This window comes from Sulfurovum iocasae, assembly GCF_047716765.1.
Lineage (GTDB): Bacteria > Campylobacterota > Campylobacteria > Campylobacterales > Sulfurovaceae > Sulfurovum.
Genome location: NZ_CP180410.1, coordinates 1,641,431 through 1,653,734, shown reverse-complemented (window position 1 = coordinate 1,653,734; position 12,304 = coordinate 1,641,431). Strand labels below are relative to the sequence as shown.

13 protein-coding genes are annotated in these 12,304 nt (G+C 35.8%); 8 read left to right on the top strand and 5 right to left on the bottom strand.

Going from position 1 to position 12,304, the window contains the following annotated elements; all coding sequences use genetic code 11:
- Positions 1 to 56 precede the first annotated feature (56 nt).
- The 4 genes from ACLHDG_RS08060 to ACLHDG_RS08045 all read left to right on the top strand — a co-directional run bounded on the left by ACLHDG_RS08060 (position 57) and on the right by ACLHDG_RS08045 (position 3,156).
- Positions 57 to 494, top strand: coding sequence for a hypothetical protein (locus tag ACLHDG_RS08060; protein ID WP_415405710.1), 438 nt, complete (start codon positions 57 to 59; stop codon positions 492 to 494).
- Positions 495 to 1,192: 698 nt separating this feature from the next.
- Positions 1,193 to 1,846, top strand: coding sequence for a TetR/AcrR family transcriptional regulator (locus ACLHDG_RS08055; RefSeq protein WP_415405709.1), 654 nt, complete (start codon positions 1,193 to 1,195; stop codon positions 1,844 to 1,846).
- Between the two features lie 54 nt (positions 1,847 to 1,900).
- Positions 1,901 to 2,509: a class I SAM-dependent DNA methyltransferase gene (locus ACLHDG_RS08050; RefSeq protein ID WP_415405708.1), complete on the top strand. Its 609-nt coding sequence runs from the start codon at positions 1,901 to 1,903 to the stop codon at positions 2,507 to 2,509.
- Between the two features lie 50 nt (positions 2,510 to 2,559).
- A complete protein-coding gene (locus ACLHDG_RS08045) occupies positions 2,560 to 3,156 on the top strand; it encodes a DUF2238 domain-containing protein (RefSeq protein ID WP_415405707.1) in 597 nt (198 codons plus the stop codon).
- Positions 3,157 to 3,171: 15 nt separating this feature from the next.
- Here ACLHDG_RS08045 and ACLHDG_RS08040 read toward each other — a convergent pair whose 3' ends face one another.
- The 3 genes from ACLHDG_RS08040 to ACLHDG_RS08030 are packed head-to-tail and all read right to left on the bottom strand — an operon-like array spanning position 3,172 to position 5,371.
- The gene (locus ACLHDG_RS08040) at positions 3,172 to 3,696 is read right to left on the bottom strand and encodes a DUF302 domain-containing protein (protein ID WP_415405706.1); all 525 of its coding nucleotides are present in this window, start codon (positions 3,694 to 3,696) and stop codon (positions 3,172 to 3,174) included.
- 50 nt (positions 3,697 to 3,746) lie between these two features.
- Complete coding sequence (locus ACLHDG_RS08035) at positions 3,747 to 4,673, bottom strand: class I SAM-dependent methyltransferase (protein ID WP_415405705.1); 927 nt, start codon at positions 4,671 to 4,673, stop codon at positions 3,747 to 3,749.
- On the bottom strand, positions 4,673 to 5,371 hold the full coding sequence (locus ACLHDG_RS08030) for a methyltransferase domain-containing protein (RefSeq protein ID WP_415405704.1): 699 nt from the start codon (positions 5,369 to 5,371) through the stop codon (positions 4,673 to 4,675). Before ACLHDG_RS08030 ends, ACLHDG_RS08035 begins: the two co-directional genes overlap by 1 nt.
- A gap of 277 nt (positions 5,372 to 5,648) precedes the next feature.
- Here ACLHDG_RS08030 and ACLHDG_RS08025 point away from each other — a divergent pair, with 277 nt between their 5' ends.
- Entirely contained in the window at positions 5,649 to 6,881 is a 1,233-nt protein-coding gene (locus ACLHDG_RS08025) for an NAD(P)/FAD-dependent oxidoreductase (protein ID WP_415405703.1), read from the top strand.
- Here ACLHDG_RS08025 and ACLHDG_RS08020 read toward each other — a convergent pair.
- Positions 6,878 to 7,852, bottom strand: coding sequence for an integron integrase (locus ACLHDG_RS08020; protein WP_415405702.1), 975 nt, complete (start codon positions 7,850 to 7,852; stop codon positions 6,878 to 6,880). The genes ACLHDG_RS08025 and ACLHDG_RS08020 overlap by 4 nt on opposite strands.
- Before the next feature lie 488 nt (positions 7,853 to 8,340).
- Here ACLHDG_RS08020 and ACLHDG_RS08015 point away from each other — a divergent pair, with 488 nt between their 5' ends.
- Complete coding sequence (locus ACLHDG_RS08015) at positions 8,341 to 9,624, top strand: hypothetical protein (RefSeq protein WP_415405701.1); 1,284 nt, start codon at positions 8,341 to 8,343, stop codon at positions 9,622 to 9,624.
- Between the two features lie 94 nt (positions 9,625 to 9,718).
- Here the strand turns inward: ACLHDG_RS08015 and ACLHDG_RS08010 are convergent, their stop codons facing one another.
- On the bottom strand, positions 9,719 to 10,060 hold the full coding sequence (locus ACLHDG_RS08010; protein ID WP_415405700.1) for a YegP family protein: 342 nt from the start codon (positions 10,058 to 10,060) through the stop codon (positions 9,719 to 9,721).
- A gap of 517 nt (positions 10,061 to 10,577) precedes the next feature.
- Here ACLHDG_RS08010 and ACLHDG_RS08005 point away from each other — a divergent pair.
- Together ACLHDG_RS08005 and ACLHDG_RS08000 are read left to right on the top strand one after the other, a co-directional pair.
- Complete coding sequence (locus ACLHDG_RS08005; RefSeq protein WP_415405699.1) at positions 10,578 to 10,763, top strand: hypothetical protein; 186 nt, start codon at positions 10,578 to 10,580, stop codon at positions 10,761 to 10,763.
- A gap of 504 nt (positions 10,764 to 11,267) precedes the next feature.
- Positions 11,268 to 12,170, top strand: coding sequence for an IS256 family transposase, variant Zn-binding type (locus ACLHDG_RS08000; RefSeq protein WP_415408335.1), 903 nt, complete (start codon positions 11,268 to 11,270; stop codon positions 12,168 to 12,170).
- Positions 12,171 to 12,304: the final 134 nt, after the last annotated feature.

Genomic DNA, 12,304 nt, shown 5'->3' with positions numbered 1-12,304 from the left:
GATATGATTAATATTGGTTAACCTTATTAGTCTATCATTCATAAAAGGATTTTAAAATGGATAAACGAAACTTTATAAGTGTGACACTCTTAGTATCGGCATTAGCTTTCAATCCACTGGTTGCACAGCAACTTAATACAAATGTAATCAGTCAAATAAAACTTAATACAGTTTCTTCAAGTATTGCTTCTATTTTACATAAAAGAGGACTTGATGAAGATGCAGCTCAAGAGATCTCAAATAACCTTGTAGATGAAGAAGATGAATTTTTCGCTCTCATGATAAATAATTTAGTAAATGAGTGTAGTAGTCTCAGTAAAGAAGAAATTTTAGAGTATTTAAGTACGGCAGCGCTTTATAGACAAAATGTTCATTTTGATTCATATGCACAATTGGTTAATATGGTTTCCAAGATCAAACAAAAATCTTTAGATGAAAAGACTTTGAAACAATTAAGTGCTATTGCAAAAAAGAACTCTTTAATAGTTGGGTAAATTCCCCAACTATTGGCATAAGTGGGTTATAAATATCTTTTGGTTAACATAATATAAATTCTATTAAAAAAGTATATCTTCTCTTCTCTGTGTATTTGTATCTGGGTTTGATGTTTTTAAAAATAAGAATTAATAAAAAACATATATCTGTAAACATATTAAAAAAGCATGTAAAATAGAAAAAACAATATTTCACTATTTATGCTTTATTTTTGCTCAATACTTCTCAAAACTATAAAATCTTATTTATATAGATCGGCATTAAAAGTATGGTGACCAATAATTTAAATTGCCGACTTATTCTACACAACGATATAAAAATATTTGTGATTTAAAATACAATAAAATCCAGATATGTCATTTTATATGTACTTACACACTTTATTTAAAATAGATATATAGAATAAAATAAGTATATTCTAATATTTATTAGTATCATTTTTGGTTCCCTCTCCCTCATATACTGTTGCTAAACTTACGAAAAACGTAGTTTATGCTAGAGCCCTAAAATAGGGGTCCCAAATGGTATTGCATGAACAGATGTTCATCTACAGTATTTTCATAACTAATAAAAATGAACATTTGTTCTTTTTTAGGATAAAGCAGATCATAATTAAAGAACAGTTGTTCATATTGTAGGAAATGATAGACTTGACAAATGAACAGTTGTTCACTATAATGTTATCAAAGGAGCCCTTATGAACGAGCAGAGCATCACTTCTCCCCTATCCAAAGGAAGTAAAACCAAAGATAAAATACTCAAACATGCCCTTAAACTCTTTTCAAGTAAAGGATACAAGGCAACCACAGTAAGAGATATTGCAGGAGCTATAGGTATCAAACAAAGTGCCCTCTACAACCACTTTAAAAACAAAGATGAGATACTTGAAACCCTTATCAGTAACCTAACCTCTTCAGCCATAGTCACAATATTTGACGATAAAGAGTCCCAGGAGCTCCATAAACAGGGAAAGTCTTTACTTATGTCCATTGCCACTACTTTTAAGCTTATAAGCTTTGACGGGCAAAATGAGGCACTTTTTAAGCTACTGATGCAGGAGATATACAGAAATGAGCGTATTAGAGAGATATATAACGAGTATTTTTACCAGGAGAACGTTAAAAAGCTTTCTGGATTCTTCTTTGCGATGATGCAAGATGAGATGATCAAGTCTTCAGACCCTCTTTTACTGGCAAATGAGTTCTTTTCACCTCTCTTTTTCTATCAAATGCAGGTTTCTTTGCTAAAATTAGATAAAAAATCGACCTCTTCGGTGGTTTCCTTGTTTGAAAAGCATGTGGATCACTTCTGGGACAATATTAAAATAGAGAAGCAAGATAGCCTGTTTTAGGTATGATGCTAAAAAATATTATAAATTATAGAATTATTATATTAAGGAATATTAATGGAAAATAAAGTAGATCACTTCGCACATAAGTCAAAATCTTGGGATATGAGCTCTAGGCGTGTTCAAAATGCTAAAGGTATTGCAGGATTAATAGTAAAGAATATAAAGCTAGATAAATCAATGGAACTTATGGACTTTGGTGCAGGTACAGGGCTTCTAAGTTACTTTGTAGCACCTTTTGTAAAAAAGATAGTAGCGGTAGATAACTCCCCTTCTATGCTTGTTGAATTTGAAAATAAATGTGATGAGTTTTCTTGCGAGACTGAAGTTATAGAAAAAGATCTAAGCACAGAGACACTTGATAGAAATTTTGATGGCATCATCTCCTCTATGACCATCCACCATTTGGAAGATACAGCTGCCCTGCTTTCTAAGCTCTATGGTATGTTAAATGATGGTGGGTTTGTGGCTATTGCTGACCTGGACAGTGAAGATGGAAGCTTTCACAGTGACAATACAGGTGTATTTCACTATGGTTTTGATCGTCATTTGCTTGCAGAGTATGCTCAAGAGGCAGGATTTAAGGATGTTACCTTCTCTTTGGCCAGCACTATCAATAAACCGCATGCGGATTTTACAGTCTTTTTAATGACAGCAGTAAAATAGAACCGCCTGAGTGACCCCCCCCATACATTCATAGCATTAGGAGGTTCTTTATGAAATATATCTGGTTAGCCATCTATTTTCCTGTATTCATATGGTCTGCCGTCTCACCTAAAGACCAGTTTACATGGTTTTTGGAAGTGATACCGGCACTGATCGGTTTGGTCATTTTGGCAGTAACGTACAAAAAATTCCCATTGACACCCCTTCTCTATGCTCTTATTTTGATTCATATGGTCATTTTGATGGTAGGTGGACACTATACGTATGCTGAAGTACCTCTCTTTGACTGGATCAAGGAAGTTTTAGATCAGAGTAGAAACAATTACGATAAAGTAGGCCATTTTGCACAAGGTTTCACACCTGCAATACTCGCGAGAGAGCTTTTGATACGTAAAAATATTGTAGAGGGTTCGAAAATATGGTTAAACTATATCATTTTGAGTATTGTTTTAGCATTTTCTGCTTTTTATGAACTCATAGAGTGGTGGGTTGCGCTTGCTACGGGAGAAGATGCGGAAGCATTCCTTGGTACACAAGGTTATATGTGGGATACACAGTCAGATATGATGTATGCACTCATCGGTGCTGTTGTTGCTATCGTCCTTTTAAGCCGTCTGCATGACAGACAACTTAAAAGGTTTTTTTAAAAGTACTGCTAAATATTAGTGTGCAGCTTCTACTGCTTTAGCTGCTTCTTTATTTTTTTGCGACAATACTTCAAATGCTTCTGGAGACAATGTTGCTCTTTCACTAAATATATCCAGCATTTTGCTCATTTTATTTTGTACTTTGCAGCCTTCTAGGTTATATATCTTTTCATAAAACTTTACATCTCTGTATGAGAGATACACATTGCCATCTTTTGCTTTATAGGCTAACATCTTTAAAGGCAAGTCCAGTCCTGCTTTTGGATCTTTAGTCATGAGTTTTAAACCGGCTTTTGGGTTTCCAAAGATAATGAGTTCTGCATCATTAAGATCTGGACCGTTTGCATTTTTAGCATTTTCTTTATGATTGATCCTGTTAAAAAGTGTTAAACCTTTTTTCTTTACCATCATCTCGATTCTATCGATGGTAGTTTTAACATCAGTGCTGCTTTGTTTTGTGACGATTCCATTTGCATCCATATCTGCAGCAAAGAGACTCAATGGTAATGCAATCGCAATTGCAAGTAGATTTTTTTTCATGATTATCCTTAATAATAATTTTTATTTGTTAGGATTATGACTAAACTATCTTAAAGTATCTTGGTAGCAGTGAGAAATACATACTGTTTTCCCGTAAGTGTTACTCTATACTTATGTTGTTGCAGGTATTTTTTACAAAACATGACATCATTATAGAGCAAAGACATTTCACTCATAGCATAGTTGGGTGCTTTTGCACCATAGATCATCTCTTCCCCTACCCATCTTGAGTTTGGAAATCCTAAGATAATGGCTCCATTTTTTTCCAGGTAGTTTTGTACCAGTGACATAAAAAATGGTTTGAAGTTGATGCTTGGACTTTGGAGTGTGCCTATGCTGATAAGTAGATCAAATTTTCCAAGGTTTAAAGTATCTAAATGATTAATATCTTTTGTGTAGAATCGAACATTGTTTTCTTGAAACAACGTCTCAGCATACGCTATAGCTGTTTTACTATGGTCTATACCTACAAATTCCATATTTTGATATTCATTAGTATCTAATCTATTTTTAATGACTTCAAATTCATCTCCCCGGTTGATACCAAGGTTTAAAATACGAGTTCTCTCTTCTATATTTACATTTGTAAGTGCTTGATTATAGTAGTAGAGAAAGGCCGGCTCTTCCATCTTATTTATTTGAAAGAAGTGAGACTCTGTTCCGTACTTCTCTTCTTTAGAACCTTGAGTGTTAAGATGAAAAGAGCTCTGGGTTTCTAATTTTTGAAAACAAAGTGTTACAAGTGGATAGCGACTCTCTTTTGGTGTGAACATCTTGCACATAAGTAATTCTGCTAAGTCTGTCCATGCTTTGTAGCCTCTGTAAATGTAAGACTTGTCTTCTATAGTGATTAGATTACCCGCATACCCCTCACCTAAATCCGGGTTGAGTACTTCAAAAGAGACAGAGGAATCTGTTTTAAGTCTGTTTTGCAGTAGGGGAAGTATCTCTTGCATAGTTTGATGTGTAAATATCATTATGAGCCTTTAGCATCTTCATGGATTATAAGAATTTCATATTCCAAATAGTTGAAGGGGTAGTTCTTCATAAGGCTCTTCATCTGTTTATAGCTCAAAATATTTCGTGCACCCCCAACACCACTTTTTTTCATATATCGGAACATATCACGTACAGATGCAAATTCTAAAGTATATTTCAGAACTTTATACTCTGCATTAAAATATTTTTTTGAGAGTCTTATTACTTCTTCTGTTGAACGCAGTAATGGAGGAATAGACGCCGTTTCATGCAGAGTCTTGAAAGTACCGGAGGTAAAGATAGCAAATGTAACGGGGGTGTTTAAAGTTGCAATATGCTGAAATGTTTTATCAAGATCATCCGCCCATTGTAAAGCTGAAGCCGATACTATTCTCTCAAATGTATAGGTTTTCAAGTTTTGAAAACATGCTGCATCATTAAAATCTTTTACATATAATTCAATATTTTTCTCTTGAGGATGCAGCTCTATCATCCCCTTTGCAAAATCGATACCGACAAACTTCTTTAATGGCCAGGAGATAGATTTATACATCCCCCCTCTTCCACAGCCAATGTCAAAAATAGATGCAGGTTTATCAGTGATGGTACAAATAAGTTCTTCTGCTACTTTTGTCTGGATAACATTGAAGTTATTATATGCTTTGGCATTCTGGGAAAACTCATTTTGTATTTTCATCTTAAGAATTGACTTCTTTCACTATTATGGGATAAGTTCCGTATTATATGACTATTCTTGTTAAGGATATATTGTATTGATAGGTTAGTAATCTATTTTGTAGTTATAATAATCCTTCCCAATGCTAAAAGGGAGATAAAGAATGTTTATAGTTTCGGGAGATAAACACATCCATTAGGAAGGATTATCAATATTATAACTACCCAATATGAACTCAATGTAAACTATTTAACTTTTCGATATGATTTCATTAAAAGATTTATAAAGGAATCTCATAGTGTCAAGTCATGATCTCATCGTAGTAGGTTCGGGTGCAGCAGGTATGATGGCTGCCATAACAGCTGCGCGTGCGGGAAAATCGGTACTACTGTTAGAGAAGCTTTCCAAGATAGGTGCAAAGCTCAAGGCCACTGGTGGTGGACGATGTAACTTGACAAACACACTCTCAAACGAAGAGTTCATGGCACATTTTGGTCGAGAGGGACGCTTTATGACCCCTGCTTTGGAGGCATTTGACCATAAAGATCTGATGACATTTTTTAAAGAGATAGGTGTAGAGAGTCATGCACCTGATGGTTTTAGGGTGTTTCCTATCACACATAGTTCTTCAACGATTATCGATGCTTTGCAAGAAGAGATGCAAAATCTTGGAGTGGAAGTGTTATGTTCTCAAAAGGTAGAAACATTGGAACATGATGGAGTCAGGGTTACAGGTGTCCATACGCTAACCGATACATTTATGGGTGAAAATATCGTCATAGCCACAGGTGGTTTGGGGTATCCTCTGCTTGGTGCAGAGGGTGATGGCTATCCTTTGGCAGAGTCCATAGGACATAAAGTTACAGACCTGTATCCTGCTATGATGCCCCTGAAAACTAAAGAAAAATGGGGTGCAAACTGTAGAGCTGATACCATCGCAAAGGTCGAGCTACGAGTTGATATGAAAAAATATAAGAAATTTCATGCCACTGGAGATCTTATCTTCACTAAAGAGGGTATACGTGGTCCTGTTGTCTTAGATTTTTCTCGTGAGATCACCCCACTTCTGAGTAAATTTGATGAAGTCCCCCTACTCATGAATCTCACCAAAGGAATGAACGAAGAGCAGATACGAACACACTTCAAAAAAGAGATAGCCAAAGACCCACACCGTACAACTGCACAACTTATACAAACGCTTTTACCTGAGTCTGTCTCTTTGGAACTTTGTAAAATGGCAGAAGCCGACCCTGCTCTAGGATTTAACAAGCTTTCTGGACAATCACGAGACAAACTTATAAAACTTCTAGCATGGACTCCCCTCACCATCAACGGACACGACGGCTTTAAAATGGCGATGATCACAAGAGGAGGCATCAGCCTCAAAGAGATAGACCCCAACACCATGCAAAGTAAAAAGATAGATGGTCTTTACTTTTGTGGTGAAGTGATGAATCTTGATGGCCCCTGTGGCGGGTATAACCTGCAGTGGTCGTTTGCCAGTGGGTATTTGGTGGGGAAGGTAACTTAAGCTAGTAAATCCAAAGGACTCACAACCCTACCCTTATTCATCTCAGCTACAACATGCGTATAAACCATAGTAGTTTCAACACTTTTATGACCAAGTAGTTCTTGTATACTCCTCAAATCTATACCACTCTGTAAAAGATGTGTAGCATAGGAGTGTCTAAATATATGTGAAGTCACTCTTTTGTGTATTTGTGCTTTTATGGCTGCTTGTTTTATGTTTCTACCTAAAGTTTTTTCATGTACATGATGCCTGCGTATCACTTCACTTCTAGGATCTTTAGCTACATTTCGCATAGGAAATAAAAACTGCCACTTGGTTTCAAACTTTGCATTAGGGTATTTTCTCTCTAATGCATAAGGCATATAAACAGAACCATATCCATCTGACACATCTTTTACATGGATTCCTTCTACATACTCTACTTGTGCTCTCAGCCTTTGTTTTATAGCTTGTGGTGGTGGTACGATTCTATCTTTCAAGCTCTTACTATCCCCGATATAAACCTTGTCAAACCCAAAGTCAATATCTTTTATGCGTATATTTAGTGCTTCACTCATTCTTAGCCCACAACCATACATAAGGTAAACAATAAGTTGGTATGTTCCAGTAAGATTTTCTATAACTTTTTTTACTTCATCTTTGGTAAGCACTTGTGGTATATGTTTTCTCTCTTGTGCTCTTAAAGCTTGAATGTTCCAGCTACTCATATCTATCCCCAATACTTCTTTATAGAGAAAAAGAAGTGCAGAAAATTCTTGATTTTGTGTAGTTGGAGATACTTTTCTTTCTACAGCAAGATAAGTTAAAAACTGTTCTATTTCTGCTTTCGCCATCTCTATGGGATGTTTTTTATTATGATAAAAAATATAATGTTTTATCCAGCCAACGTAAGATTTTTCAGTCTTGATACTGTAATGTTTAAAACGTATCTTATCACGAACAATATCTAATAATTTTTTCTTTATTTCCATAATTTATTCCTAAAAATAGCAAGACAGTATGTCCTCTATTGCCAGAAATCAACAAATAGAGAAACACTTTGTCCAAATATTGACCTATATCTGGGTAAAAGGGCATAAGTAACTCTTATCATTGTATACTTTTCTCACAAAACTATAAAAAAATATGTCAAATTGTCATACTTTTTAAAATAGCAGGACATTTTCTGTATACTATTTAATATGAAAAATAAAGTAATAGTGGGACATATTATTCCCCTAATAAATAGTTGCACGCACCCGCGGAGCGGATACGTGCAACGGGCGCGCTGATCACTGAACGTGACCACTGCCATCTGCTGGTCTCCGCTCCGCTACGTCCAACAAATGACAGGATACACACATCAAGTCTAATATCAGAAAAACCTACGGGATTTTCTGATATCATACTGAATGGTGATCAGCACGCCCGTTATGCATAATTGAGGAATATAAATGTTGGAACTATTCAGAGATCTGGTATGGCAATTTATTGGTATAATTATTGCATTGATAGCAATAGCTACTATGGTTGTCATTTATTTCCTACAGATAAGGATGCCAGCATGATAAGAGAATTCCACCGATTGGTACTCGTTCTATCTCTGATGGCACAGGGAGTTGTCATTGCAGAAAACTGGGGTCCAACTGATATTCCGCAAATATTTGATGCAAACTTGGAGACAGATGTTAGTGCGCTGCCACATAGCGGTCATGCCGCACGTACCCCATGGGCTGGTTATTTTTGGCCAACTTATCTAGACAGTATAAATAACCGATGGGATGGTACTGCGGCACAATCGCCTTCGGAGCGCTATGCCGCTGCGTTCGGCACATCCAATATCACAGACGCCGTCTCTCAATATCACGGGATTGACAGCCGAACTGGAGCAAGGACATGCATTGAAACTTCAATGTGCGACAGTACAAAGGGAGAAGTCTGCGCAAAACGCGTAGGCAGCACTTTGGGTCGCTGTATTCCTACATGGTTTGGTATTACGCATGCCTGGGCGCCAGTTTCTATTATGCTGCCGGAGCCCAAACATGAAGTCGAACATAATGGAGTGACCTTTCGCGTTAATGATATCAAGGCGCTGGTTATTCTGGCGTATGTATATACCAACAACAGACTGGTCGGTACTCGCTGTGACAAAGCTGAACCCGAACTTGATGACTATGGTCGCCCAACTGGAATAGATTGTCGGGATACTAACGCTGGAACATACCATATCCTGCTCACTAACTATCTTGGGTTAAATAGACGGTCGTTCGTCATTGGCCGGCGATTAAACGGCCAACTAAGTAACCACCCCATAAAAGGCTATCAAATCAATAAGCAGGAACGAGTCACAGAACAGGATGCCATAATCCTGTTAAACGACGGACAGCCAAGCACATCAACGTCCTATATCTTTAACGCTGATGCGCAAAAGTTCTTCCATGTGGAGCTCGCAGTCGATTACATTATCCCAACGCCGGGTGATCGAGATGGTTTTCTTGGTGCTGTAATCGACGAGTTCACTCGAACCGATAACTACTCTTATATCCTTGAAGCAACAGCGGATGGCGAAATTATCGGTGGTGAATACATCGGCGTAAGCAAAGTAAATCACCCTGATTTTTTATGGCTGCCTATCAGTCGACGTGATGCACCGATTGCGGGTGGGGTAATTGACTCAAATAACGTCATGAACCTTTACGCCCAATCCGTCAGTCAGAAAGAGAAGCAGGTGTCCGGTGCAGTATTAAAATCAGCGGATAAATGAAGTAAACCTGCCTATTTTAGGGGTTTTGCAATCAGGACTGTGCGAATTCATGTTCCGCGTCTGACAACAGCAAAAATAACAATATTACTACTGCTTAAACGGTCTGATCCTTCACATCAGCATCGGGCGCATTATTCATAACTGATTCTATACCATTTTTACATGATTGCTCGGAAGCATAAAACTGAGATTGACCGATTATTTGATGGTTTTTTGCTTTGAGAATGAAATAGGGTTTCCCGTTCTTTGCAGTACGTACTTCATAATTTTCTGTATCGGTGGCATTTTTTTTGACTGAATCAATGCCATTTAAAGCCCCATCTTTACTTGCGTAATTTTCACTTGTAAATATCGTTTCGTGATTAGCTGCTTTTAGCACAAAATGAAATGGTTGTTTTGCCTCAGACTTGATTAGAACAAAATATCCTTTTGCCATATTATTCTCCGCTTTGAAATTCTAATCATTATAGCAAAAGATCATTTTAGAATTTATACGTGTATTGAATGAACATAAAGCCATCCCGAATTCAAATCTAAAGTGATAGCTCCGGATACTGGAAAATCTAAAAAATACTAAAAAGCCCTGAAATAGCCACACCAGACATTCTAATCTATCAAAAATAGCTATCAAAAGACATTACTTTAGCTACTGAGTAGCTAAAACCTTTTAAATTTATAATCATTCATTAAACTACAAAAATAGCAGGACATTATGTCCATTTAACCTGTGTATATCGCCAATAGTGGGACATGTTGTCCAAATAACGTCAAATATCTGCCTAAAAAAAAGGACATTAATAATAAACATTGATGACCTATTAATTGATAGAATCTGTATAAAACAGCTATAATTTTTATATATGAGGATATTTCCAATATCTAGATATCTTAATAATTAAGGGTTAAAAGGACATTGTCTCCGATTATAACTAGTTATACATAAAAGGAAATTTATGCCAGATAGGAATATTCCTACTGAAAGAGGATTAAAAACATATTTATCAAGGACTAAACATCAAAAACATGGTTCTGGTGATTTTGCAAAATGGGTATCACAAGACTTAGAAATAAAAACTTTTAATAAAGCTGATTGTGGTACAACGATGAATAATATACAAAGCAGTTGGGAATGTAATTAACACCTATGGGGATTTATTAAAACTAATAATATAGTATCATCAATAAGGACAAAAAAACAACAATTCGGATTTTTCCCAGCAACTCAAAATATTACTGATGACTGGCATGGTTATCCAGTATTTCCATTTAAGGAAAAAAATAAAAAATATGATATCTGTAAAAATCTACTTGTTAGTTGGGAAGAAAACAATGAATTAACATCAGATGAAATTGCTACTTTAATTAAAGGTAAATTATTATGAATAAAATTATTACATCATTGTTTATCTATAAATCACAGTTATATTTAAGTTCTTTGGACGGAGATATTACGCAAATAAATATTCAAACAAATTATATAAATAATGAAAGAGTAAGTAATTTAACTACATATTATAATAATAGAGTTAAAGTAAGAAAACGGGTTGCTGAAAACCTAAGCAAAGCACGGTATTATCGGAGATAAAAAGGGATTATCTACAGATGGCTTGTAAAAAAGATGTCCAAATTGCAATTCTGCACATATAAAAAAGAACGGAAAACGTTCTGGAATACAACGTTATTTCTGTCTTGATTGTCAACAAAGTTTTTCATCAAATAGACGACCACAAAGATTACAGCAAGCCATCTTCAATGACTACTTTTATCATCGATATACTTTGGATGAACTGGCTGCTAAATATCACTATTCAAGGCAATGGATCCAGGAGAAAATACATACCTATCAACCTCATACAAAACAACGTGTTCCAAGAGAAGTTATTCTTGTGTTGGATGCTACTTTCTTTGGTAAGAGAATTGATAAGTTTGGACTGATCATAGCTAAAGATGTTATAACACTTGAACCAGTATCCTATCACTTCATCACCACAGAAAGTATCAAGGAGTACAAACGTTTACGTTATGACATTGAAGCACAAGGTTTTAATATCAAAGCAATCACTATTGACGGTAAAAGAGGCTTATTCCGCCTCTTTGCAGACATTCCTATACAAATGTGTCATTTCCATCAACAGGCTATCTTGACCAGGTACTTAACAAAAAACCCAAAACTTCAAGCCTCCATTGATTTAAAAAGGATCTGTTCCCATCTGGGTAAAGTATCTGCAAAACGTTTTTCTATTCTGCTTGTGTGTTGGCATAAAAGACATGAAACATTTCTCAAAGTAAAAACCTATAATCCGGACACAAATAAATGGCATTATACACATAGAAGAGTTCGTTCTGCATATCGTAGTTTAATCTCCAACTTACCTTATCTTTTTACTTATAAAAAATATCCTGAATTAGAGATACCAAACACAACAAATCATTTAGATGGAGGACTCTTTGCTCCAATGAAAATGTTACTTAAAATTCATCGTGGTATAAGCATTGAAATGAAGAAGAAATTGATTATGGATTATTTAGAAAATATCGGGAAATAGCAACCCAAAATCTTACTTTAACTCTAATAATATATATTTTACTTATAAAGGTGAATTAAATATTAAGCATGTATAACAAATCATAGGAAGAAGAACAAGTGACCCACGGGCTTTAAAGTGGTTTTTTGCCATCA

Excerpts from the sequence above, each read along its gene's own strand:
- ACLHDG_RS08060 (WP_415405710.1), top strand. The coding sequence starts at position 57 with ATGGATAAACGAAACTTTATAAGTGTGACACTCTTAGTATCGGCATTA.
- ACLHDG_RS08055 (WP_415405709.1), top strand. The coding sequence starts at position 1,193 with ATGAACGAGCAGAGCATCACTTCTCCCCTATCCAAAGGAAGTAAAACC.
- ACLHDG_RS08050 (WP_415405708.1), top strand. The coding sequence starts at position 1,901 with ATGGAAAATAAAGTAGATCACTTCGCACATAAGTCAAAATCTTGGGAT.
- ACLHDG_RS08045 (WP_415405707.1), top strand. The coding sequence starts at position 2,560 with ATGAAATATATCTGGTTAGCCATCTATTTTCCTGTATTCATATGGTCT.
- ACLHDG_RS08040 (WP_415405706.1), bottom strand. The coding sequence starts at position 3,696 with ATGAAAAAAAATCTACTTGCAATTGCGATTGCATTACCATTGAGTCTC.
- ACLHDG_RS08035 (WP_415405705.1), bottom strand. The coding sequence starts at position 4,673 with ATGATATTTACACATCAAACTATGCAAGAGATACTTCCCCTACTGCAA.
- ACLHDG_RS08030 (WP_415405704.1), bottom strand. The coding sequence starts at position 5,371 with ATGAAAATACAAAATGAGTTTTCCCAGAATGCCAAAGCATATAATAAC.
- ACLHDG_RS08020 (WP_415405702.1), bottom strand. The coding sequence starts at position 7,852 with ATGGAAATAAAGAAAAAATTATTAGATATTGTTCGTGATAAGATACGT.
- ACLHDG_RS08015 (WP_415405701.1), top strand. The coding sequence starts at position 8,341 with ATGGCAATTTATTGGTATAATTATTGCATTGATAGCAATAGCTACTAT.
- ACLHDG_RS08010 (WP_415405700.1), bottom strand. The coding sequence starts at position 10,060 with ATGGCAAAAGGATATTTTGTTCTAATCAAGTCTGAGGCAAAACAACCA.
- ACLHDG_RS08005 (WP_415405699.1), top strand. The coding sequence starts at position 10,578 with ATGCCAGATAGGAATATTCCTACTGAAAGAGGATTAAAAACATATTTA.